Here is a 26,982-nt window from a genome sequence, read left to right on the forward strand (position 1 = left end):
TTTCAAATACTTGCCGCTTTATTCTGACAATCCAGATTGACTTTCCAAACCGAGCACCCAGTGGCGAAAGGCGCGGACTTCCGGCACGTCCTGACGGTTTTCCGGCGTGATCAGATAATATGCGCCGCTGGATCTCAGCCGTGCCTCGCTGACGATTTCAAGACTGCCTTTGGCAAGAGGTCCTTCAATCAAAACCCTTGGTAACAGGGCGATTCCCATGCCAGCCTTGGCGGCTTCGATCAGCATGAAGAAGTGCTCGAACGCGGGACCGGGGGCACCGGTGATGGCAACACCATTGGCCTGCGCCCAGTCATGCCATGCCTTGGGCCGGGTGGTGTGGACCAGTCGCGGGTAGCGACCGATCAATTCTGACGGATCAACAGGGCGGTTTTCGCCTGTCGCATCACCTAAGGCAACATATCCGGGTTTGCCAACAACCACTTGAATTTCATCAAAAAGCTTGTCGCAGATCATCCCGGGCCAGCGACCATCACCGAAATAAAGCCCGACATCCATCTGGCGCGCACCTAGGTCCGGGCTGCGTTCCGGGGTGGCGAAATTAAGCGCCAGGGTTTCGATCACTGGGCGGATATCGGGATGTTCGTTTTGAAATCGATTTAATCTGGGAATCAACCAGCTGCTGGCCAAGGTATGCAGTGCACCAATGACAAGTTTCCGCTCCCCCGCGCCATGGGTGACCAGATCAAGGGTGGCGGCCTCAATCTCGTCCAGCGCCCGGCGCAGACTGGGCAAGTACGCCCGTCCGGCTTCGCGCAAGGTAAGTTTCGGGCCATTTCGCTCGAACAAAGTCATGCCAAGGCTGGCTTCCAGATTGGCGACCTGCTGGCTGATCGCGCCCGATGTCACAGAAAGCTCCTCGGCCGCACGGGCAAAACTGCCAAGCCGGGCAGCGGCTTCGAACGCACGCAGGGCATTGAGCGGTGGGGTGGTCGGGCGCAGCGCCATATCGATAGTTTTCCTGATCCTAAATTCAGAACTTCTGATTTTACGCCCGGTATTATGCTGATTTAGACTGTCTCTAACAACACAGCATTAGATTATCTAGGAGACACCCATGTCGCTGCCCCCGTTCCATCTGGCCTTCCTGATCAAATCGATAGCTGACACCCGCGCGTTCTATATCGATATCCTCGGCTGTGATGAGGGCCGCTCGACCGAGGCCTGGATTGATTTTGATTTCTTCGGACATCAGCTTTCTGCCCATGTCCGCCCGGAAGCGGGTCAGAACAGCGGCGCCGGTAATGTCGATGGTGATGCAGTGCCGATCCCGCATTTCGGGGCGGTTCTGGAATGGAAAAAATGGCACGAATTGGCCGACAAGCTGAAGGCGGCCAATGTCAAATTCCTGCTGGAACCCAAGATCCGCTTCAAGGGTGAACCGGGCGAGCAGGGCACCTTCTTTGTCGAAGACCCGGCGGGAAATGGTCTTGAATTCAAAACCTTCCGCGATCCGGCGATGATCTTTGCCCATTAAAGCGTTTTGCGTTTAATCTGCTCCATTATGTTTGTTTTTGGCGTACCGTTTGGCAAGGCACAACGTGCAGAGCGATGCGGCGCATCGGTCAAACGGTGTAACGCTGCGAAACGCCGCCAAAATCAAACCCTTCGGGCCGGGATAACCTTCTCCCCCCGCAGCGTCAAGGCCCTTGAACGTAGCCCCGCTACGTCCGGCGGCCCCTTCCTAGCTGGACAAAAGGTTATCTCCGGCAAAATGGTGCAGATTAAATGCAAAACGCTTTAGTCTGCACAAACCCAGTGCCGACCCGGCCTTGTGAAAGCAGGCCGGTCCGTGACAGACTGTGAATTAAGCGCCTAATTGACGCGCCGGAACGCTTTGCGCTCTGGCGCGTTTGATATGTGCAAACCTTTTTCATCGCCCCAACTTTCGACGTTTTGACCAGGAGACCCCGATGGCAACCACCAACGCCCCGCTCAATATTCTGATTTCCGCTGCCGGCGACGATCAAAAGTGGAAAAGCGTGATGGTTGACCGCCTGCCGGACGCCAATATCGTGACCGAGGAAGACGATTACGATCCTGAAACGATTGACTATGCCCTGTTCTGGAAACAGCCGCAGGGTCTGATCAAGACGCTTCCGAACCTTAAGGCCATCTTCTCGCTCGGTGCCGGGGTCGATCATGTTGTTTCCTCCCCCAGCCTGCCCAAGGAACTGCCGGTCATTCGTCTGGAAGATGCCGGGATGGCCGATCAGATGGTGCAATATCACCTTTATGCCGCGCTTCATTTCATGCGCGACTTTGATGTTTATAGCGCCCAGCAGGCCAAGGCCGACTGGACCCAGCATGACGTCGCACGCATTTCGCGGTGCCGGGTCGGTGTCATGGGGCTTGGCGCACTGGGCTCGGCGGTTGCGACATCCCTTTCCAATCTCGGCTTTACCGTTTCGGGCTGGAGCCGCTCGATGAAGGCGATTGAAGGCATTTCAACCTATGCCGGCAAGGAAACGCTGGCCGAATTCCTCGGTCAGTCCGATATCCTGATCTGCCTTCTGCCACGCACATCGGAAACCGAAAATGTGCTTAATAGCAGCACGCTATCCTTCCTGCCCAAGGGGGCCGCGATCATCAATGCCGCCCGTGGGGCGATGATCAATGAGGCCGACTTGCTGCGTGCCATTGATACCGGCCATCTGCGTGGCGCGTTTCTGGATGTTGCGGCAACCGAACCGCTGCCTGAAAGCCACCCGTTCTGGGACCATGCCAAAATCCGCATTACGCCGCACATCGCGGCCGCCACCCGGTTTGAAGAATCGGTCGATCAGATTGCCGAAAACCTTGATCGTCTGGCCCGCGGCGAAACCCCGCGCGGGCTTGTGAACCGCGAGGTCGGCTACTAAGCCGCTAGACGTCAAACCACACACCCTTCAAACCCGATCCGGCGCATTATGCCTGCCGGATCGGGTTTTGCTTGTCCGCCCACGGGCTTTCTGCAAAACAGGAACAGCCACCCGCGAGGTCGGCGTCATTGCTGTTAAACGGGATTTTCGATGTCAGCCAAAACCTTTGTTGCGCTTCGTGTTGAATGCGATGCCGCCACCGCCTTTGAACAGTTCACAGGCGACATTGATCAGTGGTGGAAACAGGGGCCGCGCAACCGCCTGCTTGGCAATCGTCCGGGCATCATGGAATTTGGGACGGAAAATGGCGTGCGCTATTTGCAGGAAGTCGATAAACGCCGTCCGGATTTCATCGTGCGCGCCGGTAAGGTCACCAAATGGGAGCCCGCCAAACGCCTTGCCTTTGAATGGCAATGGCCTATGGCCGACCCAAAAGAACCGGCAACATTGGTCGATATCCGCTTTAGCGGGCTTGGCGATTACACCCGCATCACGCTTGAACATCTTAGCCTTGAAAAGCTTTCGATAGCCCATCCCGGGCGCAATGGCCTGAATGACAACCGTTTCAAGCCGATGATGACCCATTACTGGCAGGCGCATCTAGTATCATTACGAAACCGGATCAAACTGCTTTCACGCGGCTCAAACCTAGCCTGACCCGGCAAAATCAAGCCCGGCCAGCAATTCAGTCAGCCAGTCGACAAACACCCGCACACGCGCCGAAAGCTGCCGGTTTTGCGGATACAGCACCGAAACCGGCATCGGATCGGGCGGGAAATCGGGCAGGATTTCAATCAGTTTGCCGGATTTAAGGTCATCGGCCACGCGATAGCGCGGCACCTGGACAATCCCCAAACCTGCCGTGGCACAGGCGGCATAGCTGTCCGCTCCGGTCACTGAAATACTGGCCGGCAGCATGATCTCGCAAAGTTTGCCATCGACCCTGAAATCAAGCGGGATCGGCTTGTCATCCGCACCGGATAAAAAACAAACCATCTGGTGGCCCTGGCTTTTAAGGTCGGAAAGGGTTTCGGGCATACCGATGCGCGCAATGTAATCGGGGCTGGCAACGGTGGCCTCGTGCAGAAGGGCAAGCCTGCGCCCAATCATCGATGAACTGGCAAGATCACCACTGCGCAACACGCAATCAAACCCTTCATGCACCAAATCAACAAACCGGTCACCATCGGCCAGCACCAGCTCAATCCCCGGATAGCGATCGCGAAATTCCGAGAGTGCCGGGATGATAAAGGTCCGCGCCAGCGTGCCTTGCAAATTAACCCTGAGCAACCCTTTGGGATCGGCATTGGTAAAGCTGCCATCGGCCTCTTCCAGATCGGCCAGGATCCGCACACAGCGTTGGTAGTAGGCATCCCCGTCGCGGGTCGGGTTGACGGTGCGCGTTGTGCGTTCCAGCAACCGGGTGCCCAGCCGTTCTTCCAACCGCTGAATGGAATTGGTCATGGTCGCACGCGGAATCAAAAGATCACTCGCCGCCTTGGTGAAGCTTTTGCGCTCCACCACGCGCACGAAGTTGCGCATTTCCTCAAACCGGTCCATTCGCCATCCTGATTGTTATTCAATTTCGAATAATGATGTCGAATATAACCTAATTATCCAAAAAGTCATCTTGGGCATAGTGGGCCCATGCCCTTGAGGCCCCCTTAACCACCAAGGAGACTTTTTATGTCTGTCCCTGAAAACAAAACTGCCATCATCACCGGCGCATCACGCGGCATTGGCGTGGCGCTTGCCAAACGTCTGGCGGCGGATGGCTTTAACGTTGTCATCAACTATGCCAGCTCTGCCGCCCCGGCAGAAGAACTGGCTGAAACCCTGAAATCCCAGGGCCACAAGGCCCTCGCAATCAAGGCGGATATTGCCCGGCCGGATGCGGTTAAGGCCCTGTTTGACAAAACCATCGCCGAGTTTGGCGGCGTTGATGTCATCGTCAATAACGCCGGTGTCATGACGACCACCCCGATTGCCGACATGGATGATGCCACCTATGACGCGATGATGGACATCAATGTGCGCGGCACCTTCAACATGTTGCGCGAAGGTGCAAAACACCTGCGTGACCATGGTCGGGTGATCAATTTCTCGACTACCGCACTTCACCTCAAACTGCCGGGCTATGCCGTCTATAACGCCACCAAGGCCGCGGTCGAGGCAATGACTGGCGTTTTCGCCAAGGAACTGCGCGGTCGCCAGATCACGGTCAATGCCGTTGCGCCGGGCCCGGTGGCAACCGAACTGTTCCTGAACGGTAAGACCGACGAACAGATTGCCAATTTCGCAAAGATGCCCCCGCTCGAACGGCTTGGTGAACCTGATGACATCGCCGGTGTGGTGTCCTTCCTCGCCGGGCCGGATTCCGGCTGGGTCGATGGTCAGACCATCCGTGCCAATGGCGGCCTTGCCTGACCTCCACAAACCCTGCTTGCCGGGGTTCCTGGTTTGATATTGGCATGATTTCCCCCATCCCCGTGCCGGTCTTTGGCCTTGGGCCCCGCATTACCGGCAATGACGCCGCCTGGTGCACAAACGGCGGCGTCATTGCCATATTGCCTTGATCCCCGGCTTTGCCCATGATGGCCCGCCATCAGCAAAGGGATCCCGCAATGTCGAACGCCGCCGCCACCACTACCACCACCACAAAATCCGATGACATCACGTTTCGCTATGCCACCCGCGATGATTTGCCTGCCATCGTTACCCTTCTGGCCGATGATGAAAAAGGCAAAACCCGCGAGGAACTTGGCGATCCGCTTCCGGATGCCTATTACGCCGCATTTGATGCCATGGCGTCCCAGTCAACCGATGCGCTGCCCAACAAGTATCTGCTTGCCCTTCAGGGCACGGATATTGTCGGCTGTTTGCAGCTGACCCTGATTGCCGGTTTGTCGCGCCGTGGCCAACTGCGCGCCCAGATCGAAGGGGTGCGGGTGGCAAGCCGTACCCGCGGCCAGAAGATCGGCGAAAAACTGATCAAGCAATCCATTTCGATTTCGAAATCACTTGGCGCGGCGTTGATACAGTTCACCACGGATAAAACCCGCAAGGATGCTCATCGCTTCTATGAACGGCTTGGATTTGTCGCCAGCCACGAGGGCATGAAGATGGCTCTTGACCCCAAATAGGCCCCGGATTTCTGCCAGATTGCGCACACGCAAATACGCCGGGCGCATTTCGTGATAGGGTCTGATGATTGTTGGCCTTACGGCTGCATCCATCGAACGGAGGACCATCATGAACTTGAGCGAATTACAGGATTTGGCCCGTGAACGCGGCTTTTCGCATGTGTTCAGCGCATCGGACAACCATGTCACATGCGATGGCAAACAGGCGAAATATAGCGCCGATGATTTGACGATCATCGATTCCCGTTCTGTCGATGCCGGAACCGACCCGGGCGATGACGCCACCCTTTACATGATCGAGGCCAGCGATGGCACGCGCGGCATGCTGATTGTGCCCAACAGCTTTGATACCGACCGCAACAAGGCCGATCTGATCGACAGTCTTCGCCGCAAGCACAGCTGATTTCGGAACAAGCAGCCAGGATTTGCGTTTTGCCTTTATCAGACAATTTTTGATCGAGGAGGCCCGCAATGACCTTGGCTGATCTTCAGGCAAACGCCAAAGAACACGGTTTTGAACATCATTTCATGGCCGAGGAGGGCGGTGTACGCAGTGACGGCACCGGCAAGCTTTATACCCCGGACGAGCTGCGCCTTGTCCATTCCAACAGTACCGACCAAGGCACCGATCCGGGTGACGAGGCAACCCTGTTCATGATCGAGGCCAATGATGGCACCAAGGGTGTGATGATCATGGCCGATGCATTTCATGCCGATCCGCACAAGGCCGAAATCATTGATGTTCTGCGCCGTAATCGGGCTGCGTAACCAATTGCGTTGAACGCCACCTTGCACGTTCCCATATGGACAAATTGCCGGGTGGCATTTCGCAAAATGAACACAAATAAGAGCCCGAAGCGACATAAAGGGTAGGCAGTTTAAGCGCCATCCCTTTACCAAGTGGGGCATTTCATTCGATGTCGGACTTTTTGCCTTTCATTCGCGCCTGGGTCACCGATCCCAGAAAAATATCCGCCATTTCGCCCTCAAGCCCGGCGCTGGCGCGGCTGATCACATCCGAAATCAACACCCAAAGCACCCCGGTTCTGGAACTCGGACCGGGGACAGGTGTGTTTACCCGTGCACTTCTTGATCGCGGCTTGCGTGAAGATGACCTGACATTGATCGAAGCCGGACCGGGTTTCTCCCGCCTGCTTTCCGAACGCTATCCAAAGGCCCGCATCCTGCAAATGGATGCCTGCCGTTTGGGTAAAAAGGGCCTGTTTGGCGCCGGCGAACTGGCAAGCGCGATTAGCGGCCTGCCGCTTCTGTCGATGTCACCGCGCCAGATCATGGGAATCTTGTCGGGCAGTTTTGAATATCTGCGCGAAGATGGTGCGTTTTACCAGTTCACCTATGGCCCGCGCTGCCCGGTTCCTGAGGCCATCCTGGCCCGCCTTGATCTTCAGGCAACACGCATCGGCACCACGGTGCGCAATGTCCCGCCCTCGTCAGTCTATAAGATCGAACGCAAAAGCCGCCCGGAAATCGTAAGCGAAGTCCGCAAATCCGCCTGAAACGCAAAAAGAGGCACCAACGGTATGGTGCCCCTTTTTCTGTATGATCGCCGTTTAAGGCCGATGGAAACGTGTGATCACCACAAATGATGAACGTGCGGGGCGATGCGCTGCTCATAGATGTTGCGCAATTCACCGATCACCTCTGAGGGCAGCGGTGCCACATCACTTGCCGCCGCATTTGCCGCGGCCTGGGCTGCATTCTTTGCCCCCGGGATCACAACACCAACGGCTTCTTCCATCAAAATCCAGCGCAGGGCAAACTGCGCCATGGTGATATTGTCGGGAACCAGCCGGCGGATTTCCTCAACAGCTTCAAGCGCAACATCAAACGGCACACCGGCGAATGTTTCGCCTTTGTCAAACGCCTCGCCATTGCGGTTAAACGCACGGTGGTCGTCTGCAGCAAAGGCGGTGTCCTTGGTCATCTTGCCGGTCAAAAGGCCTGACGCCAGCGGCACACGGACAATCACCCCGACATTCTTTGCCTTTGCCTCGCGGAAGAAAAGTCCGGAAGGGCGTTGGCGGAAGATGTTGTAAATGATCTGAACCGACGCAACCCCGGGATATTCGATGGCTTTGAGGCCTTCTTCGACCTTCTCGACCGAAACACCGTAATTACGGATTTTCCCGGCGGTGACCATCTCCTCCATCACCTCGAACACATCCGGGCGATAGAAAACCTCTGTCGGCGGGCAATGAAGCTGCACAAGATCAAGACAATCCGTCGCAAGGTTCTTAAGGCTCCTTTCAACAAACGCTGTCAGATTCTGTTTGTTGTACCCCTCGGACACATGTGGATCCAACCGACGTCCGGCCTTGGTTGCGATGAACGGGCGTTCGCCACCGCGTTCTTTCATGACATCGGCGATGATTTTTTCCGACCGGCCATCACCGTAAACATCGGCGGTATCGATAAAAGTCGTGCCGTTATCAAGGGCGGCATGCAGGGCCGCGCGCGCGTCAGCCTCTGAAACATCGCCCCACGCGCCACCAATGGCCCAGGCACCGAAACCGACTTCCGAGACCGTGCGGCCTGTCTTCCCAAATTTTCTGTAGTTCATATATCTTTGCTCCTAAGGCATTAACTGGCCGCCATTGACCTCGATGATCTGGCCTGTGATGTAGCCCGCCATAGCGTTCGAGGCGAGAAACAGGAACGCCCCGACACATTCATCCGGGCGGCCCACGCGGCCCATCGGGACTGTTGCGCTTTGCGCGGCCAAAACATCTGGCGGTGTATATCGGTCATGAAACGGCGTCTGGATAAGACCCGGCGAAACGGCGTTCACGCGAATGCCGTCCGCCACAAATTCCTTGGCCTGTCCACGTGTCAGGCTGCTGACGAAGGATTTTGCCGCCGCATACAGCACAGCACCACCCCCGCCGCCATTGCGTGCGGCAATCGATGTCGTGTTAACCACAAAGCCGTTCTCTGACGCTTTGAGGTACGGATATGCCGCCACGGTGGCTTCCCAGACCGATTTGCCATTCAGGGCAAAGACACGGTCAACATGCTCGGGTTCAACCTCGGTCGTCGGCACACGGCCCAGCATGCCGCCGGCATTGTTGATCAGGCCATCCAGCCCGCCAAGCATCCGGGCGGCTTCCCTGACAACTCTCGTCGGTGTACCCGTTTCACTCATATCGCCCTGAACAGCTACGACATGCTCGGGAAACTCTGCCTGAAGGGCGCGTGCTGCATCACCGCTTTCATTGTAATGAAGGGCAACCTTCGCACCCTGTGCGGCAAACCCCCTGACAATCTCGGCTCCGATCCCGGTCGAGCCCCCGGTTACCAAAACACGGCGCGACATCAGGTCTGGAATCCTGACTGCCTGAATATCACTCATCGTATTCCTCCGGCTAAATTGTCTGACTTTTGGCCAGATTACTTGTTGCACCGCCCCGTGTGGTATGGTTTTTCATGAACTGAAATCATCCACAAAGTGAATGGAGTTCAACTTGGCTGGAATCGACCGCGCGGAGTTTGCCGATCTACGCCTGTTTCTGGCGATTGTCCGCCGCCAGAGCTTCAAGGCGGCAGCGATTGAATTCGGTCTTTCGCCGTCGGCGGCAAGTCACGCGATCCGCCGTCTGGAAAGCCGCCTTGGCGTAAAGCTGATCAATCGTACGACCCGGGCGATCGTGGCAACCGAACTGGGTCAGGACCTTGCAACCAAGCTTGCCGAGGGCTTTGACAAACTTGATGAAGCCCTCCAGACGCTGGATGCCCCCGGTGCCGCCAGCTTTGGCGAGGTCCGCATCAACGCCTTTTCCGATGCCGCACACCTTCTGATCGCCCCGGCATTGCCGGAATTTGCCAAAACCTTTCGCGACGTCAGCCTCAGCATAATCGTTGAAAACCGGCCGATTGATATCGTCGCCGAAGGATATGATGCCGGCATCCGGTTTGGCCATCTGGTCCCCGAAGACATGGTTGCCGTCGCACTCAGCGGACCCCAGCGCTGGGTCGTGGCTGGCGCACCGGATTACCTTGCCCGACACGGAAAACCCGATACCCCCGAAGATCTGCGCAATCACACATGCCTGCAGCTTCTTCTGGGCGACAATTCGCCGTTTCCCTGGGAGCTTGGCGCTGGCCCCGATCAGAAAAGCTACCGCGTGCCGGGCCACATCACCATTCAGGACACGGCAACAACGATCTCGGCCGCAAAAGCCGGGCTTGGACTGGCCTATTTGCTGGAATCGCGCATTGCCGGTGAACTCGCCAGCGGACAGCTTGAAATCGTGCTGGAAGACCATGCATCATCTGATGATCCCTTCCATATGTATTACAGCAGCCGCCACAACAATCATCCGGGCTTGCGCGGCCTGATCAACATCATCCGCAAACAGAACGGCCTGTCGCGCATTTGATCACACCCGGGTCGTCCGACGATGATGGATTAGCGCCGATAGACCATCTGGCGGTAATTCAGCGCCTCGGCGATATGGCCACGCTTGACAGCCGCACTTCCGGCCAGATCGGCAATGGTGCGCGCCACCCGCAAAATCCGGTGATATCCGCGGGCTGACAACTTCATCTGGCGCGCTGCGTCCTGCAATAATCCACGACCCTCGGCATCAAGGGCGGCGGCATCCTGCAGGACTTCGCCATCAGCCAGCGCATTGGTCGATATGTTTTCGTTTTTATATCGCAACATTTGTAATTCACGGGCCAGAAATACCCGTTCGCGCACGGCCTGACTGGTTTCGCCTTTGGCAGGTAAATCAAGGTCTTCGGGCTTGACCGCCGGTACTTCGATCTGAATATCAAACCGGTCCAGAAGTGGCCCTGAAAGCCGTGCCTGATATTCCTCGCCACAGCGTGGGGCGCGGGTGCAGGCCAGTTCATTATCCCCAAGATAACCACACCGGCACGGGTTCATCGCCGCGACCAGTTGCACACGTGCCGGATAAGTCACATGCGCATTGGCACGCGCAACCGATACCTGCCCGGTTTCAAGCGGTTGGCGCAGGGCATCCAGTACATTGCGCTGAAATTCCGGCAATTCATCCAAAAACAGAACGCCATTGTGGGCCAGTGAAATCTCGCCCGGCTTGACGCGATGGCCACCACCGACAAGGGCTGGCATGGAGGCAGAGTGATGGGGCTGGCGGAACGGTCGCGTTCTGATCAGGCCACCTTCAGGTAACATTCCGGATACGGAATGGATAACCGTGGTTTCCAGTGCCTGTCTGGCATCAAGATCCGGCAGAATGCCCGGCAAGCGGGCCGCAAGCATCGATTTCCCCGATCCCGGCGGTCCCGACATCAAAAGGTTATGGCCGCCTGCTGCTGCGATCTCAAGCGCGCGTTTGGCACTTTCCTGTCCCTTGATATCGCGCAGATCACCATGGAAATCATTGATCTCGTCGGTGTCACGCCGGATCGGGCGGGGCAGAATTTGCGTGCCTTTGAAATGATTGATCAGGGCTACAAGGCTTGCGGGGGCAAGAATCTCAAGATCACCAGCCCAAAGGGCCTCCGCCCCGTTGGCGTTCGGACAAATGATGCCGCATTCCTGCATCCCGGCTTCCATGGCGGCGGGCAAAACCCCACCAACCTTGGTGATGCTGCCATCGAGCCCCAATTCACCCAGCACCAAGAACCGTTCGATATCGTCATGGCCGATGACATCCATCTCGGCCAAGATCCCAAGCGCAATCGGCAGATCGAAATGCGATCCTTCCTTAAGCAAATCGGCCGGGGCGAGATTAATCGTGATGCGTTTGGGCGGCAGGGCCAATCCCATGGCCGAAAGCGCGGATCGCACCCGTTCACGGGCCTCGGATACTGCCTTGTCGGGCAGGCCAACGACAGTAAAGGCCGGAAGGCCACTTGCCATTTGCACCTGCACGTCAACAGGGATCGTTTCAATCCCGGCAAAGGCAACTGTGGTAACCCGCGCTGTCAATTTGCCTGACCCCCATAACCCCAAGTTGCATCACTTTGACGGGAAACGGGGATCAAGGCAACATATCGTTCAAGGACAAGGTGTTGGCAGGTCGCGATGCCTATGCCGGTTCCATGTCGGTATTAACCATCCAGGGCGTGCCGAACTTGTCAGTCACCAGACCAAAGCCCTTTGACCAAAACGTTTCTTCGAACGGCATAATGACTGTGCCACCCACCGCAAGCCCGTCAAAATACGCGCGCGCCTTTTCGGCAGTCGGGGCATGAATGGAAATGTTCATGCCTTTCATCGCCTCGAAATGTTCGGATGGGCTGTCAGACGCCATGATGTTCCAGCCATCACCGACAAGGCAGGCATGGGCCATTTTGTCGGCCATGGCGGGCATTTCTTCGGCCATCGGGGTTTCGCCATAGGACATGGTGATAAGCTCACCCCCCAGAACAGATTGATAAAACTCCATTGCCGGGCGGCAATTACCATCAAAATTCAAATAGCTGATCACTTTCATCGGGGCTTCCTTTGTAAGATTGCGTTGATGGGCACGGCCTATGGCTCAAGCCCGAACTGGGCTTGACCATTTTCGAAATCAAACGGCACGGAAAAATGCTCATGCGCGATGCGCCATTGGCCGTCGCGCTTTTCAAGCTGAGTGCTTGAGCGCATCCAGCTTGAATGTTCGGTACCATCCGGATCGCGCATGCCACAGCGGATCAGAAAATGCGCAACACCAAGATGGCCTGAGACGCGAATGGTTGGTGTCTGCATCTCGACAATCATTTCGGCGTCCTTGGGCAGGCATTTTTCCCAATGGGTGCGGTAATCTGCGGCACCGTTGAATTGCAGCGGTCCAACCGCGTCATAGGAACAGATATCGGGGTGGTAAAGCGCCATGATCGCATCGATATCCTTGCTGCGATTGGCATCCGCCCAACAATCAAACAGATCGGCAATCGCCTGGCGATCCTTGGCTTGTTTTTCTGACATCAGACATATCCTTGCGTTGGTGGTGCGAAGGGTTTGGCTTCATGAGTGCTCAGGCTTGATCACCCGTCGGCGACAGCGCGTTCAAGTGCCGCGATATCGATCTTTTGCATGGTCATCATCGCGGTTGCCGCGCGTGCGGCGATCGCCGGGTTCGGATCGCTCATCAATTCAATCAGGCGGGTCGGGGTGATTTGCCAAAACACGCCAAACCGGTCTTTGACCCAGCCGCAATCGCGTGGCTGCCCGCCATCCGACAGGCAATCCCAGTAATAATCGACCTCTGCCTGGTCCTTGCAGTCGACGACGAAGGAAACGGCTTCGGTAAACTTGAAATCCGTGGGGAAGTTGAACGCGGTAAAGCTTTGCCCGAACAGTTCAAAGCCAATGGTCAGAACACGTCCCTCCGGGCCGGGACCGGCCGCACTTGCACGCATGACTTTGCCGATTTTGGCATCGGCAAATACCGAAACATAGAAATTCACGGCTTCTTCAGCGGTTTGATCAAACCATAAAAAAGGACTGATCTTCTGCATGGGGCATTCTCCTTGCCAGGCAGAACGGATTTAACGCGGCGACGATCAAAAAGGGCGATTTATCAGCATTTTCTTGTTTTCCCATTTGACAAATACGTTGATATCAACATAATTTATCCATGTCAAAAAAAGATTTCAACCATAGCGATCAGATCGTCCCCTATGCCGACACCATAATGGTAAGGGACTCGTGCCTTTGCCTGCATGTCCGGCGTGCAGCCCGCACCGTCGCAAGGCGGTTTGATGACGCCTTTCGCCCCCTTGATCTGACCAGCGGGCAATATTCGCTGCTGATGTCGCTGAACCGTCCGCATCCGCCGCGTATGAAAGATGTAGCCGACCTTCTGGCGATGGATCGCACCACTTTGACGGCCAATCTCAAACCGCTTGAACGGCGTGGACTGATTGAGATTACACCCGACCCCAAGGACAAGCGCGGCCGCCTGCTGGCTTTGACCAAGGACGGCTTACACCTTCTCAGTCGCGCCTTCCCGATCTGGCAGGAAACCCAACAACAGCTGGAAAATCAGGTCGCCAACTCTGATCCAAAGCAGCTTCTGGCGGCTCTGATCAACCTGTCTCAGGAACCCGGAAATTAAACCATGCTTCGGCAACACGCGCTGTCATTGCTGCTTAATCCCGACAAAGCTCAAAAACCTCTGACCTTCACTAGGAAGCGGTTGAGAAATGGAAGTAAGGTTGAAAAGCGCACGTGCTATAAACTGAATGGCTTCGTTCTCGAGATCAATGGAAGCTTTTTCAAATGGATCTCCATTTTGGTTGTGCTTCAACCAATTCCGCACTTTGTTTAGATGTTCGTCGCTAACCAACTTCGCTTTCAATTGAAACTCTTCAGAAAAGCGTTTCTTCAGTGTTGCGTGGGCGGCACTACCATCAACGCATTTTCCTAGAATTTCCTCGGCCGCAGCTGCAAGTGTAATAGATGGTATGTAGGCTTCATGATCTAGGAACAACCTGATCGACCAATTAAGTTGGAGGACAGCTGCTTGGATCTTCGTAACTTCGAAGTCTGCCATGGACCCCCCGCACACAAAACCAATGGTTATTTATCTTGGCCGCTTACGAAGAATTTCGCAACGCATGGTTTAATTTCAGGCGATTAGAGAGCGGGAAAACTCCTTGCCCTTACGACGTCTGGAGGCGAAAACGCAAAAACGTTTCGCTTTCATAATTAACGGCTTTCTCAAAGACCACACCCATGCGTTTGAGTGCGCCAAGCTTGGTTCGGGTGGGCGGCAACAGGAAGGTCACAGAGGCGATACGCGGATCGGATCGGGCAAATTCAAGCGCCTTGTGCGTGATCGCCATGCCAAGCCCGAAACATTCAGGCCGCAGCACCAGCCCATAGTCCCAGTCATCGCCCTCTTTCTGAAACCCGCCCCAGCCGACATAGGTGCCATCATAAAAGATCGCCCAATGCCCCAGGCCATCACGTTGCCAACAGCCTTTCTTGGCCGCGATGAACCGGGCGACGTCATCCTGATCCCACGGACCGTTTAGCAACGGCATATGCTCCGCCATTCGCGGATCGGACATATGGGCAATCAGGGTTTCGGGCGCGATATCGTCAAGCGAACCAAACGAAATCGCATCGGATCGGGTTGTCATCAGGCAAGACCAAACTAGGCAAAGAAAAAGGCGCAAGAACCATCGGTTCATAGCGCCCTTCATCAGCCAATTTGTCAATCAGGCCCACCGGCATCGGCCATCACATTTGCGATAGCAGCCTAGTCCGAGGATTCGTCATCCGTTTCGCGCGGCGGAAGGAATTCCTTGCGGCATGGCACGGCAACCTCATCAACCACGGTCCAGCCGAAATTACGGAACTTGCCGAAACTGGCCTTTTTCATGGTGATGCCGCTTTCCTTGTGCTTGCGCACTTCCTTGGGGTCTTCGCCCTCAATCCGTTCAGCACGGACCCAGGCGCGTTCACGCATGGCTTTGGTAATGGTCGGTTCGGTCATCGGCTTTTCGCAATTCAATCTTCAAAAGGCGGCGATAGCATGTCTGGCGGCGTTTGTCGCAGGTAATCGAAGGATTTTCTGATCAATCACCATCGTGGGGCAGGTGGAAGGTGGTCTCGGTAAAGGATTCACGTTCCGACATGATCGCCATCCAGTCGCGCACCCGCACCGGGATATCAAACCGCCGGTCCGGCCAGCGGAAATCAATGTAATAAAGCGCAATCAGCACCGACCAGGTGCCAAGATGTGGCTCCTCGGTGCGAAGCGCCGGAAGGCCATCGAGGATCGCCTCAATGCCCGATGTAATCGCCTGCGCCTGTCTTTCCATTACGATTTCAGAACGATCACCGTCTTCGCGTTGGGAGTCGGCATAAAGCCGGGCGGTTGCCGCCATCATGCCATCGGCCAAACCCTGCCATTTCAATGCACTGAGGCGGGCCGGGCCGCTTTCGGGGATCACACCCTTTGAAATGCCCTGGGATTTGGCAAGCTGGTCAAGATAATCACAGATCACGGCCGATTCAAAAACCGCCATGCCATCCTCAAGGATCAGGGTCGGCACTTTGGCAAGCGGGTTATGGGCACGCAGCGCCTCATCCGTCCACGGATCAATCAGGATCTCGCTGATCTGTTTTTCCAGACCCAACTCACGCAAGACAACGCGCACCTTGCGCGAGAAGGGTGAAGTTGGCGCGTAATAAAGCTGCATCATGATCCAAAGCCCCTTGCCATTGGCACATTTCCGTCGGCCATACGACGCGTTCAAACGCGCAAATCCGGCGTCCAGCCAATTCCTTCGAGATGCCAGTTGGCATGCCAGTTGGTGTCGTTGCGTGACAGTGTAAGGTAATTTCGCGCCGCACAATAGGTACCTTTGCGTTCCGGCAGCGGTTTTAACTCTGTCGGCCGACCCGGAAGCGGGTTCTCCCCGATCCATGCCAAAAGGCCCAAAACCCTGGCAAAGGTTGGGGGTGGTGCGGTGTGCGAGATGCCCGATGCCACCAGTTGATGGATGGTTTTGCCCTTGGTTTCAAAGGTGCCGCGGGTTGCGACATGGATTTCGCCCGAAAGCAGGGTGATCTCGTGGTCATGCTCGTTGGCGATTTCTTCGATCAGTTCAAGGAAACGGCACCATTCGCGCCGGTGCCAGCGGCTTTGCCACTGATCGCGCAGATCATCCTCGTATTTCTGAGCACGGGGGGAAAGATGCAACACCATCTCGATCAACGATAATCGTGGGCCGATCACCGGCACACTCGACATCAGAAGAATACGATTGCCATCCGGCACGGTTTTGAGCATCCCGGGCAAATCGCGCCAGCCATGGGCGCCCATCACGTCATTTGGTGTCCGTTCGGATCGCAAATCGGGCGCAACGATACTGACCCCCGGAAAATCGGTGCGCCAGCCAAGGCTGATACCCTCACGATCCCTGACCATATCGGGCAAATCATCGGGTTTGCAGCCAAGCTGCATCAGGCAAAAGGCCTGTCTTGCGCAGGCAAACATGCCTTTGGCAACGGCACTGCCCTGAAACCACTTCTTGTGACTGCCCCAGCCATCAAAAATGTCATGGTCATCCCACATCATAAGCGACGGCACGCGTGCGAGCATGTGGCGGATCTGCGGTTGGCCATAAATCGCCAGATAATGATCAAGATAGAATTTCAAAACGGCGTCGTGCATGACATCGGAAAAGGCGGTTGCCAACCGTTCGCTGCGCCCGGCCTTGTCCCAGGCAATGATGTCCTCGTGGCATTCCCAGACGCCGTCGGCGTAAATCTGATCGCCACCATGCAGCAAAAGCGAGAAGGGCTGCTTTGCGTGCTCTTTGCCCAAATCCGTCCAGAGCGCATTGCGGTCTTCAAGCGGCCGGTCCAGATCGCCATCTTCCTGACCATTGCACGATACAAACCCGATGCGAAGATCATCCCCAAGATCGGTGCAAACCTCATATGTTTCGTTTCCGAAACTATATGATGCCGCCCGGTTTGACGGCAGCTCAAAATCAAACCGCCAATAGCTTCGGCCAAACAGGCTGGCAAGCTTTGACGGCGCAATGACATCACGGCCATTAGCCCGAAATTCCGGGATTTCTGCACCATCGTCGGCAACCACAAGGGCGGCGATCTTTGCCGTCTTGGCATCAGCACCCCGGGCAAACAGGAACGGCCCGAAAAGATCCTGATCGGTGATTTTTGTCGCCTCGGAGCTGGTCATGCGCTGTTATTACCTGCCAAAATGATGTGAACTTGACCCTTGAAACATACGTTTGATCGCCGCGTTAGTTCCAGCTTAGCGGAACCGGACGGCGACGGCATCGTCAAAGTCACACAACACGCCGACATAAAAAAGGCAAGCAGCATGAGGGACTTGTCGCTATCATCAACGGGTTAACCGCAAAAATTGGAGAAACCCAGTGACTGCACAGCGCCCCAAAGCCATTCCCACCGTCCAGGTCGATGACGATGCCGTCAAGGTGACCGAATGGCACTTCCCGCCCGGCTCCGAAACCGGTGATCATGTTCACGGCATGGATTATGTCGTCGTCCCGATGACGACTGGTACCCTGACCATTGTTAACGATGACGGCACAACGTTTCCGTCCGACATGACCGCAGGGCAATCCTATGCCCGCAAGACCGGCGTGTCCCATAACGTGATCAACAACAATGACTTTGCCATCACCTTTGTCGAGGTCGAGGTCAAGGCGCGCTGATCAAAGCCCGCCTCAAGCCCCACAAAATCACCCAACAAAAAGGGCAGGTGATGATCACCTGCCCTTTTTTAACTTCACGGAAATGGGGAGCTCGGCCTAGCCAAGCCGCGTTTCAATCGCATCCCAGATCAGGCTTTCCAGTTTGGAGCCGTCAAAGCGGTTGATCTCCTGAAGACCGGTCGGCGAGGTGACGTTGATTTCCGTCATGTAATCGCCGATGACGTCAATCCCGACAAAGATCAGATCGCGCTTCTTAAGCTCCGGCCCGATGCGATCGCAAATCTCACGTTCGCGCGGGGTCAGCATCGATTTCTCGGCCACACCGCCAACATGCATGTTCGAACGTGCCTCACCCTCGGCCGGCACGCGGTTGATCGCGCCCACGGGTTCGCCGTCAACCAGAATGATGCGTTTGTCGCCCTTGCGCACATCGGGCAAATAGGCCTGCACCATCAACGGTTCGCGCGACTGTGCGGCAAACAGTTCCAGCAGCGAATTCAGGTTCTCGTCACCGGGTTTGAGGTGGAACACACCCGCCCCGCCATTGCCAAACAGCGGCTTGACGATGATGTCCTTGAATTCTTCGCGGAATTCCTTGATGCGGGCTGCCGACCGCGTGATCAGGGTCGGCGGCATCAGATCGGGAAATTCGGTGACAAAGATCTTTTCCGGCGCATTGCGGACATGGCCCGGATGGTTGACCACAAAGGTTTCCGGGTGGATCGCCTCAAGCAAATGGCTTGCGGTGATATAGTTCATGTCAAACGGCGGGTCCTGACGCATCAGGATCACATCGGTTTCGCGCGCCAGATCAATCACCCGTGCTTCGCCCAGATCATGGTGGTTGCCATGTTCGTAGCGCAACGTCATCGGACGGACTTCCGCCTTGATCCGGCCCCGGTCATAGAACATGTCATCGGGATGATAATGCAAAAGATCATATCCCCGCGCCTGGGCTTCAAGGCCCATGACAAAGGTCGAATCCCCCTTGATGTCGATGCTCTCGATCGGGTCCATCTGGATGGCGACGATACGGCTCATTAAACGTGTTCTCCTGCTTGCCGGTGGTCAAATGACCTGCAATTAAGGCTCAAAACGGCCAATTAAGGTCATTTGCGGGCATGGCTTGACCCGGCTGGTCTTCCCGGCCAAATGATGCGATATGTTACTCGCAGTGAGTGGTTACTATTTGGCACGATTTTTATCATCCGCCATTCACCTTCTGCAATCGCCATGATTGCGATCAACGAATTGTTACGAACACCGGTAAGACACATGACCCGTTTGAACCAAGAACCGAAGACTCGCTGGAAATTGTTTGGCAAGAAAGGCCGCGCCGTTCTTGCGGCAAGTGTCATTGCATCCGCCATCGGTCTTGGTGCCGTCACCAGTCTGACCCTGTTGCCAAGCACAGCCCACGCGCAAGCAAGCGATCAGATCACGCCTGAGATGATCGAAAAGATCGAAAACTATCTGGCCGGGATCACGACGCTTAAGGCCGAGTTCGTTCAGATTTCATCGGATGGTGGTGCGGCCGAAGGCGATCTTTATATGGAACGCCCGGGCAAGATGCGGTTTGAATATAACCCGCCGGCCCAGATCCTGCTGGTCTCGACCGGCAATGATTTCATCTATTATGACAAGGAAATCAACGCACCGACCTATTTCGACATTGATGAAACCCCGGCCGGGATCATTCTGGCGGAAAACATCTCGCTGACCGACAAGGTCAAGATTGTCGATTATCGTCGCACGGCCGAAACTGTCCGCGTTGAACTGGTGCGCAAATCCGATCCGGGTGCCGGAAGTGTAACCCTGGTGTTCACCGAAAAGCCGATGCAGCTGCGTCAGTGGAGCGTCAAGGACCCGACCGGGGTCGAAACCACGGTCACCCTGTTCAATACCGAAGAGGGCATGCAGCTTGACCCGGAACTGTTCAAATTTGAACGCATCTGGCCAAATCAGCGCAACTAGGCCAAAAAAAATTCCCATCCGATTTCGATGTCTTTGAACCGCCCGTAAACCGGTGCCGGATCAAGAATATTTTCTGATTCAACTGCTTGGCCAAGTGGTGAATGTAATTGTGATTTCGTAACGAAATCACCGCGGATTGGAATCAGGGAAAAGTTTCAAAATTTGTCGTCTTTTTCGGGCCCAAACCCATGGCACGGAGGTCCTGTGCATCCTATATGTGAGTCTGTCACAAGGTTCCCCTAAACGACGGGAACCCGGTGTGAGGAAAAGGTCTCCCCTACCTTTCCTCACGCTCCAGATTATCGGAGCGCTGGCGTCCGGTTCTCCCCCCTGGCCGGACGCCTTTTTTTTGCCTGATGCCTGCGATAGATGTCGCATTCTTGGGAAAACTGCAAAGCCACCCCCTGATTTCACAGGCTGTTAATTTTAATTGCCTACTAAACTAATGCATGATTCCCTTGCGGATATATTCCGCACACTCGACACATGACAGGACAGGACCGACATCTTCCATGATCAATGACTTTCTGAAATCCGTTGCGCAGTTTTCCGACCCGCGTTTTCGCAAAGTTGTGCTGATCGGTGTTGCCGGTGCGCTGGCAACCATTGTCGGGTTGTGGGTCCTGATCTGGTTCGGTCTGAATTCCGTCACCTTCTTCACTGATGGTGGCTGGCTTGAAACCGCCGTGGACTGGCTTCTGGGCATTGGTCTGACCCTTCTTGTGCTGTTGCTGTTTCCCGCGGCCACGGTCCTGATCTCGAGCCTTCTGCTCGATCAGATTGCCGACGCGGTCGAAGACAAGCACTATCCGACCCTGCCCGACACCCGTCCGCAGCCGATCATTGATGCGCTGATCAGCGGCCTAAAATTCGCCCTGACGGCTTTGGCGCTTAACATTTTGATTTTGCCGCTTCTTCTGGCGGGCCCGCTCTATGTCATCGCGTTTTACGGGATGAATGGCTATCTTTTGTCGCGTGAATATTTTGAACTGGTTGCCGCACGCCGCTATGATGCGCGAACGGTTGAGGCCATTCGCAAAAGCCGCCAGAAAAAGCTTTGGATTGCCGGGGTCGGTTTGACCTTCCTGATGACCATTCCCTTGGTCAATCTGGTCGCGCCGATCATCGCCACCGCCTTTATGGTCCACTATTCTGTGCGTCTTGGCACCTATGTGCCCGAGACCGCCTGACCGGTAACCGCAAGGCCGATACACCCTAGACCAACATCGAAACTGCAACTCTAAGGATCTGGTCATCCCATGTTTGGAAAGAAAAAAGCCAACAAAACAGTCGACAGAAGTGCGACTTCGTCAGATACATCTCGCCTGGATGGATCAGACAAGCTTTCCGGGACGATGACCTCGGCCTCTGATGCTGCATCTGACAAATCCAGCGAAACCCGCACGTTCGAAAAAACAGAAAAACGAACAGAGCCGCGGCTCTTCACCCAACCGCGCACAAAGGATGAACCGCAAATGTCCAGCAAACCGCACTCCACCAACTTCCGCCCGGAAATCCCGAAGCGCCCGCTTGAAATCCCGACCCGCGGCAGTTCCGGTCGCCCGGGAGGATCGGGTAGCCACTCCTCCGAGGGCAAGAAACTGACAGTTGGTCGTGACATCACGCTCAAAGGTGAAATCGGTTCCTGTGACGTTCTGGTCGTCGAAGGCGTTGTCGAAGCCCAGATCAAGGAATGCTCGCGCCTCGAAGTTTCCGAAGGCGGCAGCTTCATCGGTTCTGCCCAGGTGGATGAGGCCGAAATCAGCGGCAAGTTTGAAGGTGAACTGACGGCTGGCCGTGTGGTTGTCGTCCACTCGGCTGAAATCAGCGGCAAGATCACCTATGGCGCGCTTCAGATCGAAAATGGTGCACGCATCAAGGGCGAGCTGGAATATGTCGAAGGTGCTGACACCGGTATAAGCCGCGGCGGCAGCACCGGCGCAATCACCATCCCGCGCAAATCTGACGATTCCTGATTTTTAGCGCGCATGATTGCTCTGACCCAAACCTCACCCCGAACAGACGTCACCCGTCCATTCGGGGTGATTTTGCTTCTGGCGCTTATTGCCATGGGTCTTTCGGCCTGTGGCGGCGGGTCTTCAGTGCCACCGGGTTCGACAAACACCAATTACGGCGAGCTTAATACCAAGGGCAACGTCACTACGACCCAGCCCGAAGCCCGCAGGCGGCCGGAAAATTCTAAATCACGTACCACCACGGCCGCCATCCCGTTCAAGCCGGTACCCAACGCATCGCTCAAGGGTCTGTCAGAGCCGGAGGTCGAAGCCAAAATCGGCGAACCGGAAATGATCCGCGGCGAAGGCGACATCCGCGTGTGGCAATACAGATCCGATCAATGTTCGTTTGATGCCTTCTTCGCCCCGGCAACCGAAGGCGCACCCCGTGAACTCCGTCACATGCTGGCGCGCATGCGGCGCGGAAATCAGCCGATCACGGTTCAGGATTGCCTGGATCAGGTGGTCAAAAAGAATCTCGCACGCGGCTGACACCTGCCAATCATTTTTAGTGGTGTGACAACGGTTTACCGGTAATCCCGTCAAGAAGCGCATCACCACCCATGGCGATCATCCGGCGCCATCCACAGAATAATTTGTAAAATTTGCCTGTTCGCACCCGGTTGGACGCATTCCTTGGTTTAATCTTTACCTTTTGGCGGCAATCTCGGAAAACGAACCTCATAAATTTGCCATATCCTTTGGATTTTATGCGTCCTAACGTGGTCCGGTCGGACCGATCCCGAAACTTCAGACACGATACGCGACCTCATGAAAAAACACGCCCATCGTCTCGTCAGAAATTCGTTTGCCGCCGCTTTTGGCGCGGTTGCCTGTCTGCTTGCGCTTGGTTTTGCGACCAACGTGGCACAGGCCCAGAACTCCCCGCAGCTGATAGATGTTTACGGCAAGTGGGAAGCCTACACCTATTCCGAGGATGGCCAGAAAGTCTGCTATATGGGCAGCCAGCCGACCTCGGCCAAAGGCGACTACACCCAGCGTGGCAAAATCTATGTCATGGTCACCCATCGCCCGGCACTCAAGCTGCTCAATGAAGTCAGCTTCATCACCGGCTATACCTACAAATCCGGTAGCGAGGTCGATCTTCGAATCGATTCCAAAAGTTTCAAGCTGTTCACCCATGATGATTCCGCCTGGGCGGTAAACAGCGAAGAAGACCGCAAACTGGTCAGCGCGATGAAAGCCGGATCGACCATGGTTGTGGTTGGCTATTCGTCACGCGATACCAAGACCACCGACACCTATTCACTGTCGGGCTTTACCAACGCCTATAACGCGATTTCAAAGGCCTGCAACACCAAGCCGGTCAACTGATCCATATCTGATCAAACCGGTTGGTGGGGCCGTCACAGCGTGCTTTGCAACCGTGATTGCAGTGCTGTGATAGCTGCAATGTGAAATTTATCGTTTCTAAATCGACCCGGCCCCGCTATATGCGGGGCCAAGCATTTTTGCATCATTTCTGGTATAGTCCCGCTGACGCCAGAACAAGACGGCCAAAAACCGTCTGGCAAACCCACACTACGCAAAAGAGAGAGCCCGGGATGACCGACGTCCTGACCGAAAACGCACCCCTGACCGATGCCCCTGCCAAGCAGGATGGGCCGTCGCTGTCCGACTTCGTTTCGCGCGCCGCCAATGGGCAGGCTGCCGACGGGCGTCGTGATCTGGTCGGCATCACCCGCGAAGAACTGACCGAACTCATGGCTGGCATGGGCGAAAGCAAGTTCCGCGTCAAACAGCTTTGGAACTGGATCTATAACCGCGGTGTCACCGACATCGAGGACATGACCAACATTTCCAAAAAGCTGCGTGATCGCCTGGCTCAGGATTTCTATGTCGGGCGTCCGGTTCTGACAGCCGATCAAAAAAGCACTGACGACACCCACAAATGGCTGATGAAGTTCCATGACGGCAACGAGGCCGAGACGGTCTATATCCCCGATCGCAATGAAGATCGTGGCGCTGTCTGCATTTCATCGCAGGTGGGTTGCACGCTGACCTGCAAATTCTGCCACACTGGTACCCAGCTTCTGGTGCGCAACCTGACCCCGGGCGAAATCGTCAGCCAGTTCATGGTCGCACGCGATAGCTACGGCGAATGGCCGACCCCGGCCAATGGCATCCGCCGTCTGTCGAACATCGTCATGATGGGCATGGGCGAGCCGCTGTTTAACTATGAAAACGTCCGCGATGCCCTGCGCATTGCCATGGACGGCGAAGGTATTTCGATCTCGCGCCGCCGTATTACGCTTTCGACCTCTGGCGTGGTGCCGGAAATCGTGCGCTGTGGCGAAGACCTTGGCGTTGGTCTGGCGATCTCGCTGCATGCGCCTGATGATGATCTGCGCAACGAAATCATGCCGATCAACAAGAAATACCCGCTCAAAGAACTGATGGATGCGTGTCGGAACTATCCGGGTATGTCCAATGCCCGTCCGATCACCATGGAATATGTCATGCTTAAAGGCGTGAACGACAAACCCGAACATGCACGTGCGCTGGCCAAGCTGGTCAAGGGCGTTCACTGCAAGTTCAACCTGATCCCGTTCAACAAATGGCCAGGTTCGGATTACGAATGCACGCCGACCAACGATATCAAGAACTTCGCGCAAATCCTGCTTGATAACGGCTACGAAGCGCCGATCCGCTGGCCGCGCGGCCGCGATATTCTGGCCGCCTGTGGGCAGCTCAAATCCGAAAGCCAGCGTCAGCGCAAATCACGCGTTGGCAGCAACGGTGACGCAGCAGGTTGTGGCAAATCGGATGCCGGCAACGAAGGCATCGTCGCCGCCCAGTAAGTCAGGCATCAACGACGTCCCAAAATCGATCAACACCGGATGGCCTTGCCGTCCGGTGTTTTTCTTTGCGCTGTCCCTGTTTCAGGTCCCTGCGCCGAAACGTCCCAAAAAGCGCGATTTAGATCGTCGGTTTGATCTTGGTCGGTATTTTGATCTTAATTATAAGATCATTTGACATAATCTAGTTCAGATCCAGCGTAATTCCGGCTTCTTGTCCGATCCCTTGTCGGGTGTATGGATGTCATCAACATTGACGCTTATGGCAAGAATACCGCCAAGGCCGCCTTCGGTCATTTCAGACAATCGAATGCCGATCCAGTCCTGATCAAGGCCGCGCACATAGGTGTCGCGCGCCGCCAGATCGGTGAAATCAATGGTAATGGCATGGGTAAATCCCTGGCTAAGGCCGCTTCCGCTCATCTTTGGTCCGCCGCTAAAGGCCAATGCACCCGGCACTGAAAAGGCAACTTTTTCAAGTTCGCCGATCATGGTGTCGATGTCGCTCTGCGCGATGTGGCTTGGGATCTGCAGCAACACAATGTGACGGATCATGAAGTGCCCCCTGTCTGAGTATCCGCATCCTGCCAGCTTGCCGGATCGATGCTGTTGGGCAACAGGACATATTTCCGGCCCTCCCGGTTCATGTGGCCGGCATAAAGAGCCGCGTCCTCGCCCGGGCCAAAGAAGATATCACCGCGCACCGGCCCGCGAATGGCCCCACCGGTATCCTGGGCCACCATCAGGCGGCGAAATGTACGGTCCGCATTCATCGGATCGCTGGTTTCAAGCCAGACCGGCACCCCCATGGCATGGAACCTGCGATCCACCGCCAATGACCGGCCGGGCTCCAACGGCACCCCTTGCGATCCCAGCGGCCCCGCTTCGGGGTCATTCGGATCAACCTTCAGCGGTTGGAAAAACACGTAGGATGCGTTGGTATTCATCACCGCATCGGCTTCGCCCGGATTGTCATGCAGCCATTTACGGATTGATTGCAGCGATACGGTTTCGCGCGTCAGCACCCCGCGCGCAATCAGTTCGCGCCCGATGGCAAAGTAAGGATGGCCGTTGGTCGCGGCATAACCCACCCGAAGTACACTGTCATCGGGTAGTACCACCCGACCAGACCCCTGAATTTGCAGGAAAAAGGCATCCACCGCATCATCGACCCAGACCAGTTCAAGATCGCGGTCCGATAACGCCCCTTCCTCGATCGCTTCACGGTCGTAATAGGGTTTGATGGCATCACCCGCGATCCGCCCGACCAGCTTGGTACCTTTCAGATCCTCGCGGAAATCGCCAAGATCGATCGAGACCATGTCATTTGGCTTAAGATAAAGCGGCGTCTGATATGCCCCGCCACGGGTCAGCTGGCCTTGCAATTCCGGCTCGTAATAGCCGGTAAAAAGGCCCTCGGCCGTATCGCGATTGCCACTGAGATAGGGTCTGAAACCACTTTCAAAGAACGCACGGGCGTCTTCCTTGCGAAGGCTCTCAACATCAAGGGAAACCGCGGTTTCGCAACGATCGCGCCACTGGCCAATCGTGCCCATGCGTGGGTCAGGCCCGACGGGTTTGTCATCACTGCGTCTTAGCATCGCCTGGCACGACCGGGCAAAGGCCCGCACGGTGCCGCGCATATCATCGGTCTGCCAGCCATCAAGATCAGCAAACGTCGCCGGGCGCAGGGTCAGTTTGTCTTCCACCTCGGCCGGGGGTTCGATCTGTCCGGTGATTTGTGGCCAAAACATCCAGATCAGGGCGGCAGCCGCGCCGACCAGCACAGAAACAAGGGACAGGCTGCGTGATAAAACCAGTCGTCTTTTCAAGATGGAATCCGTTTTTCAGAACAGTTCTACGAAAATCTGATCTTGCCCCTGACATGCTTAACAAGCCGATAATTGGCGATAGCCCAAACAGGCGCAGGCATGAAAAAAGGCGACCCGGTTGATCGGATCGCCTTTGGTATGTTTGGTCTTTGCGAAACCCG

The 26,982-nt window shown here is 55.7% G+C and carries 33 protein-coding genes; 17 read left to right on the forward strand and 16 right to left on the reverse strand.

Features of this window, described 5'->3' with window-relative positions:
- Positions 1-18: 18 nt before the first annotated feature.
- Positions 19-966 (reverse strand): LysR substrate-binding domain-containing protein, encoded by a 948-nt coding sequence (locus DY252_RS01305; protein ID WP_082923371.1) that lies wholly within the window; start codon positions 964-966, stop codon positions 19-21.
- Between the two features lie 109 nt (positions 967-1,075).
- Here DY252_RS01305 and DY252_RS01310 point away from each other — a divergent pair, with 109 nt between their 5' ends.
- From DY252_RS01310 to DY252_RS01320, 3 genes are all read left to right on the forward strand, one after another.
- Positions 1,076-1,495 (forward strand): VOC family protein, encoded by a 420-nt coding sequence (locus DY252_RS01310; RefSeq protein ID WP_064787957.1) that lies wholly within the window; start codon positions 1,076-1,078, stop codon positions 1,493-1,495.
- A gap of 436 nt (positions 1,496-1,931) precedes the next feature.
- Entirely contained in the window at positions 1,932-2,879 is a 948-nt protein-coding gene (locus tag DY252_RS01315) for a 2-hydroxyacid dehydrogenase (protein ID WP_064787956.1), read from the forward strand.
- Positions 2,880-3,029: 150 nt separating this feature from the next.
- Positions 3,030-3,536 (forward strand): SRPBCC domain-containing protein, encoded by a 507-nt coding sequence (locus DY252_RS01320; protein WP_064787955.1) that lies wholly within the window; start codon positions 3,030-3,032, stop codon positions 3,534-3,536.
- Here DY252_RS01320 and DY252_RS01325 read toward each other — a convergent pair.
- A complete protein-coding gene (locus DY252_RS01325) occupies positions 3,528-4,439 on the reverse strand; it encodes a LysR family transcriptional regulator (RefSeq protein WP_064787954.1) in 912 nt (303 codons plus the stop codon). The two genes, DY252_RS01320 and DY252_RS01325, sit on opposite strands and share 9 nt — an antisense overlap.
- Positions 4,440-4,565: 126 nt before the next feature.
- On the opposite strand from DY252_RS01325, the gene DY252_RS01330 reads away from it, so the two are divergent.
- From DY252_RS01330 to DY252_RS01350, 5 genes are all read left to right on the forward strand, one after another.
- Complete coding sequence (locus tag DY252_RS01330) at positions 4,566-5,306, forward strand: SDR family oxidoreductase (RefSeq protein ID WP_064787953.1); 741 nt, start codon at positions 4,566-4,568, stop codon at positions 5,304-5,306.
- Between the two features lie 197 nt (positions 5,307-5,503).
- Positions 5,504-6,022 carry a GNAT family N-acetyltransferase gene (locus tag DY252_RS01335; protein ID WP_082923370.1) on the forward strand — a complete coding sequence of 173 codons (519 nt, stop codon included), beginning with the start codon at positions 5,504-5,506 and terminating at the stop codon, positions 6,020-6,022.
- A 109-nt stretch (positions 6,023-6,131) separates the two neighbouring features.
- A complete protein-coding gene (locus tag DY252_RS01340) occupies positions 6,132-6,425 on the forward strand; it encodes a hypothetical protein (protein ID WP_064788297.1) in 294 nt (97 codons plus the stop codon).
- A 68-nt stretch (positions 6,426-6,493) separates the two neighbouring features.
- The gene (locus tag DY252_RS01345) at positions 6,494-6,790 is read left to right on the forward strand and encodes a hypothetical protein (protein WP_008888804.1); all 297 of its coding nucleotides are present in this window, start codon (positions 6,494-6,496) and stop codon (positions 6,788-6,790) included.
- Between the two features lie 149 nt (positions 6,791-6,939).
- Complete coding sequence (locus DY252_RS01350; protein ID WP_064787952.1) at positions 6,940-7,539, forward strand: class I SAM-dependent methyltransferase; 600 nt, start codon at positions 6,940-6,942, stop codon at positions 7,537-7,539.
- A 77-nt stretch (positions 7,540-7,616) separates the two neighbouring features.
- Here DY252_RS01350 and DY252_RS01355 read toward each other — a convergent pair whose 3' ends face one another.
- Both DY252_RS01355 and DY252_RS01360 read right to left on the reverse strand, forming a co-directional pair.
- The gene (locus DY252_RS01355; RefSeq protein ID WP_063086190.1) at positions 7,617-8,603 is read right to left on the reverse strand and encodes an aldo/keto reductase; all 987 of its coding nucleotides are present in this window, start codon (positions 8,601-8,603) and stop codon (positions 7,617-7,619) included.
- 12 nt (positions 8,604-8,615) lie between these two features.
- Positions 8,616-9,392, reverse strand: a complete 777-nt coding sequence (locus DY252_RS01360; RefSeq protein ID WP_064787951.1) for an SDR family NAD(P)-dependent oxidoreductase — start codon at positions 9,390-9,392, stop codon at positions 8,616-8,618.
- 112 nt (positions 9,393-9,504) lie between these two features.
- Between DY252_RS01360 and DY252_RS01365 the strand changes: the two genes are divergently transcribed.
- The gene (locus DY252_RS01365; RefSeq protein ID WP_064788296.1) at positions 9,505-10,419 is read left to right on the forward strand and encodes a LysR family transcriptional regulator; all 915 of its coding nucleotides are present in this window, start codon (positions 9,505-9,507) and stop codon (positions 10,417-10,419) included.
- A gap of 29 nt (positions 10,420-10,448) precedes the next feature.
- Here DY252_RS01365 and DY252_RS01370 read toward each other — a convergent pair whose 3' ends face one another.
- The 4 genes from DY252_RS01370 to DY252_RS01385 all read right to left on the reverse strand — a co-directional run bounded on the left by DY252_RS01370 (position 10,449) and on the right by DY252_RS01385 (position 13,477).
- Positions 10,449-11,960: a YifB family Mg chelatase-like AAA ATPase gene (locus DY252_RS01370; protein ID WP_064787950.1), complete on the reverse strand. Its 1,512-nt coding sequence runs from the start codon at positions 11,958-11,960 to the stop codon at positions 10,449-10,451.
- Positions 11,961-12,060: 100 nt separating this feature from the next.
- Positions 12,061-12,468 (reverse strand): VOC family protein, encoded by a 408-nt coding sequence (locus DY252_RS01375; protein ID WP_063086252.1) that lies wholly within the window; start codon positions 12,466-12,468, stop codon positions 12,061-12,063.
- A gap of 38 nt (positions 12,469-12,506) precedes the next feature.
- Positions 12,507-12,944 carry a YybH family protein gene (locus DY252_RS01380; protein WP_064787949.1) on the reverse strand — a complete coding sequence of 146 codons (438 nt, stop codon included), beginning with the start codon at positions 12,942-12,944 and terminating at the stop codon, positions 12,507-12,509.
- 59 nt (positions 12,945-13,003) lie between these two features.
- Positions 13,004-13,477: a VOC family protein gene (locus DY252_RS01385; RefSeq protein WP_064787948.1), complete on the reverse strand. Its 474-nt coding sequence runs from the start codon at positions 13,475-13,477 to the stop codon at positions 13,004-13,006.
- 119 nt (positions 13,478-13,596) lie between these two features.
- Between DY252_RS01385 and DY252_RS01390 the strand changes: the two genes are divergently transcribed.
- Entirely contained in the window at positions 13,597-14,076 is a 480-nt protein-coding gene (locus tag DY252_RS01390) for a MarR family winged helix-turn-helix transcriptional regulator (protein WP_064787947.1), read from the forward strand.
- Positions 14,077-14,100: 24 nt separating this feature from the next.
- Here the strand turns inward: DY252_RS01390 and DY252_RS01395 are convergent, their stop codons facing one another.
- From DY252_RS01395 to DY252_RS01415, 5 genes are all read right to left on the reverse strand, one after another.
- Positions 14,101-14,514, reverse strand: coding sequence for a hypothetical protein (locus DY252_RS01395; RefSeq protein WP_064787946.1), 414 nt, complete (start codon positions 14,512-14,514; stop codon positions 14,101-14,103).
- A gap of 109 nt (positions 14,515-14,623) precedes the next feature.
- Positions 14,624-15,106, reverse strand: coding sequence for a GNAT family N-acetyltransferase (locus DY252_RS01400; RefSeq protein WP_064788295.1), 483 nt, complete (start codon positions 15,104-15,106; stop codon positions 14,624-14,626).
- 119 nt (positions 15,107-15,225) lie between these two features.
- Positions 15,226-15,462, reverse strand: a complete 237-nt coding sequence (locus DY252_RS01405; protein ID WP_064787945.1) for a hypothetical protein — start codon at positions 15,460-15,462, stop codon at positions 15,226-15,228.
- A gap of 82 nt (positions 15,463-15,544) precedes the next feature.
- Positions 15,545-16,174 carry a glutathione S-transferase N-terminal domain-containing protein gene (locus DY252_RS01410; RefSeq protein WP_064787944.1) on the reverse strand — a complete coding sequence of 210 codons (630 nt, stop codon included), beginning with the start codon at positions 16,172-16,174 and terminating at the stop codon, positions 15,545-15,547.
- 50 nt (positions 16,175-16,224) lie between these two features.
- The gene (locus tag DY252_RS01415) at positions 16,225-17,682 is read right to left on the reverse strand and encodes an alkaline phosphatase D family protein (protein ID WP_064787943.1); all 1,458 of its coding nucleotides are present in this window, start codon (positions 17,680-17,682) and stop codon (positions 16,225-16,227) included.
- 199 nt (positions 17,683-17,881) lie between these two features.
- Here DY252_RS01415 and DY252_RS01420 point away from each other — a divergent pair, with 199 nt between their 5' ends.
- On the forward strand, positions 17,882-18,181 hold the full coding sequence (locus DY252_RS01420; protein ID WP_064787942.1) for a cupin domain-containing protein: 300 nt from the start codon (positions 17,882-17,884) through the stop codon (positions 18,179-18,181).
- A 96-nt stretch (positions 18,182-18,277) separates the two neighbouring features.
- On the opposite strand, the gene gshB is transcribed toward DY252_RS01420, so the two are convergent.
- Positions 18,278-19,222, reverse strand: a complete 945-nt coding sequence (gene gshB, locus DY252_RS01425) for a glutathione synthase (protein WP_008888785.1) — start codon at positions 19,220-19,222, stop codon at positions 18,278-18,280.
- A 234-nt stretch (positions 19,223-19,456) separates the two neighbouring features.
- Here gshB and DY252_RS01430 point away from each other — a divergent pair, with 234 nt between their 5' ends.
- The 6 genes from DY252_RS01430 (at position 19,457) to rlmN (ending at position 24,992) form a co-directional block, all read left to right on the forward strand.
- The gene (locus DY252_RS01430) at positions 19,457-20,155 is read left to right on the forward strand and encodes a LolA family protein (protein ID WP_064787941.1); all 699 of its coding nucleotides are present in this window, start codon (positions 19,457-19,459) and stop codon (positions 20,153-20,155) included.
- A gap of 512 nt (positions 20,156-20,667) precedes the next feature.
- A complete protein-coding gene (locus DY252_RS01435; protein ID WP_064780237.1) occupies positions 20,668-21,345 on the forward strand; it encodes an EI24 domain-containing protein in 678 nt (225 codons plus the stop codon).
- Between the two features lie 285 nt (positions 21,346-21,630).
- On the forward strand, positions 21,631-22,131 hold the full coding sequence (locus tag DY252_RS01440; protein WP_231959646.1) for a bactofilin family protein: 501 nt from the start codon (positions 21,631-21,633) through the stop codon (positions 22,129-22,131).
- 12 nt (positions 22,132-22,143) lie between these two features.
- The gene (locus DY252_RS01445) at positions 22,144-22,662 is read left to right on the forward strand and encodes a hypothetical protein (protein ID WP_008888781.1); all 519 of its coding nucleotides are present in this window, start codon (positions 22,144-22,146) and stop codon (positions 22,660-22,662) included.
- 279 nt (positions 22,663-22,941) lie between these two features.
- Positions 22,942-23,505, forward strand: coding sequence for an invasion associated locus B family protein (locus tag DY252_RS01450; protein ID WP_008888780.1), 564 nt, complete (start codon positions 22,942-22,944; stop codon positions 23,503-23,505).
- 230 nt (positions 23,506-23,735) lie between these two features.
- On the forward strand, positions 23,736-24,992 hold the full coding sequence (gene rlmN / locus DY252_RS01455; RefSeq protein ID WP_064787939.1) for a dual-specificity RNA methyltransferase RlmN: 1,257 nt from the start codon (positions 23,736-23,738) through the stop codon (positions 24,990-24,992).
- Positions 24,993-25,178: 186 nt separating this feature from the next.
- Here the strand turns inward: rlmN and DY252_RS01460 are convergent, their stop codons facing one another.
- Together DY252_RS01460 and mltA are read right to left on the reverse strand one after the other, a co-directional pair.
- Positions 25,179-25,544, reverse strand: coding sequence for a Dabb family protein (locus tag DY252_RS01460; RefSeq protein WP_064787937.1), 366 nt, complete (start codon positions 25,542-25,544; stop codon positions 25,179-25,181).
- Positions 25,541-26,821, reverse strand: a complete 1,281-nt coding sequence (gene mltA, locus DY252_RS01465; protein ID WP_064787936.1) for a murein transglycosylase A — start codon at positions 26,819-26,821, stop codon at positions 25,541-25,543. Before mltA ends, DY252_RS01460 begins: the two co-directional genes overlap by 4 nt.
- Positions 26,822-26,982 lie beyond the last annotated feature (161 nt).

Origin of the sequence: Thalassospira indica, from assembly GCF_003403095.1 — a bacterium.
In the GTDB taxonomy this organism is placed as follows: Bacteria; Pseudomonadota; Alphaproteobacteria; order Rhodospirillales; family Thalassospiraceae; genus Thalassospira; species Thalassospira indica.

Coding starts and splice junctions, on each gene's coding strand:
- DY252_RS01450 (WP_008888780.1), top strand. CDS start 22,942: ATGAAAAAACACGCCCATCGTCTCGTCAGAAATTCGTTTGCCGCCGCT.
- gshB (WP_008888785.1), bottom strand. CDS start 19,222: ATGAGCCGTATCGTCGCCATCCAGATGGACCCGATCGAGAGCATCGAC.
- DY252_RS01380 (WP_064787949.1), bottom strand. CDS start 12,944: ATGTCAGAAAAACAAGCCAAGGATCGCCAGGCGATTGCCGATCTGTTT.
- DY252_RS01335 (WP_082923370.1), top strand. CDS start 5,504: ATGTCGAACGCCGCCGCCACCACTACCACCACCACAAAATCCGATGAC.
- rlmN (WP_064787939.1), top strand. CDS start 23,736: ATGACCGACGTCCTGACCGAAAACGCACCCCTGACCGATGCCCCTGCC.
- DY252_RS01305 (WP_082923371.1), bottom strand. CDS start 966: ATGGCGCTGCGCCCGACCACCCCACCGCTCAATGCCCTGCGTGCGTTC.
- DY252_RS01360 (WP_064787951.1), bottom strand. CDS start 9,392: ATGAGTGATATTCAGGCAGTCAGGATTCCAGACCTGATGTCGCGCCGT.
- DY252_RS01385 (WP_064787948.1), bottom strand. CDS start 13,477: ATGCAGAAGATCAGTCCTTTTTTATGGTTTGATCAAACCGCTGAAGAA.
- DY252_RS01415 (WP_064787943.1), bottom strand. CDS start 17,682: ATGACCAGCTCCGAGGCGACAAAAATCACCGATCAGGATCTTTTCGGG.
- DY252_RS01375 (WP_063086252.1), bottom strand. CDS start 12,468: ATGAAAGTGATCAGCTATTTGAATTTTGATGGTAATTGCCGCCCGGCA.
- DY252_RS01440 (WP_231959646.1), top strand. CDS start 21,631: ATGTCCAGCAAACCGCACTCCACCAACTTCCGCCCGGAAATCCCGAAG.
- DY252_RS01345 (WP_008888804.1), top strand. CDS start 6,494: ATGACCTTGGCTGATCTTCAGGCAAACGCCAAAGAACACGGTTTTGAA.
- DY252_RS01435 (WP_064780237.1), top strand. CDS start 20,668: ATGATCAATGACTTTCTGAAATCCGTTGCGCAGTTTTCCGACCCGCGT.
- DY252_RS01310 (WP_064787957.1), top strand. CDS start 1,076: ATGTCGCTGCCCCCGTTCCATCTGGCCTTCCTGATCAAATCGATAGCT.
- DY252_RS01355 (WP_063086190.1), bottom strand. CDS start 8,603: ATGAACTACAGAAAATTTGGGAAGACAGGCCGCACGGTCTCGGAAGTC.
- DY252_RS01315 (WP_064787956.1), top strand. CDS start 1,932: ATGGCAACCACCAACGCCCCGCTCAATATTCTGATTTCCGCTGCCGGC.
- DY252_RS01320 (WP_064787955.1), top strand. CDS start 3,030: ATGTCAGCCAAAACCTTTGTTGCGCTTCGTGTTGAATGCGATGCCGCC.
- DY252_RS01410 (WP_064787944.1), bottom strand. CDS start 16,174: ATGATGCAGCTTTATTACGCGCCAACTTCACCCTTCTCGCGCAAGGTG.
- DY252_RS01340 (WP_064788297.1), top strand. CDS start 6,132: ATGAACTTGAGCGAATTACAGGATTTGGCCCGTGAACGCGGCTTTTCG.
- DY252_RS01325 (WP_064787954.1), bottom strand. CDS start 4,439: ATGGACCGGTTTGAGGAAATGCGCAACTTCGTGCGCGTGGTGGAGCGC.
- DY252_RS01330 (WP_064787953.1), top strand. CDS start 4,566: ATGTCTGTCCCTGAAAACAAAACTGCCATCATCACCGGCGCATCACGC.
- DY252_RS01405 (WP_064787945.1), bottom strand. CDS start 15,462: ATGACCGAACCGACCATTACCAAAGCCATGCGTGAACGCGCCTGGGTC.
- DY252_RS01400 (WP_064788295.1), bottom strand. CDS start 15,106: ATGACAACCCGATCCGATGCGATTTCGTTTGGTTCGCTTGACGATATC.
- DY252_RS01460 (WP_064787937.1), bottom strand. CDS start 25,544: ATGATCCGTCACATTGTGTTGCTGCAGATCCCAAGCCACATCGCGCAG.
- DY252_RS01445 (WP_008888781.1), top strand. CDS start 22,144: ATGATTGCTCTGACCCAAACCTCACCCCGAACAGACGTCACCCGTCCA.
- DY252_RS01430 (WP_064787941.1), top strand. CDS start 19,457: ATGACCCGTTTGAACCAAGAACCGAAGACTCGCTGGAAATTGTTTGGC.
- DY252_RS01390 (WP_064787947.1), top strand. CDS start 13,597: ATGTCAAAAAAAGATTTCAACCATAGCGATCAGATCGTCCCCTATGCC.
- DY252_RS01350 (WP_064787952.1), top strand. CDS start 6,940: ATGTCGGACTTTTTGCCTTTCATTCGCGCCTGGGTCACCGATCCCAGA.
- DY252_RS01395 (WP_064787946.1), bottom strand. CDS start 14,514: ATGGCAGACTTCGAAGTTACGAAGATCCAAGCAGCTGTCCTCCAACTT.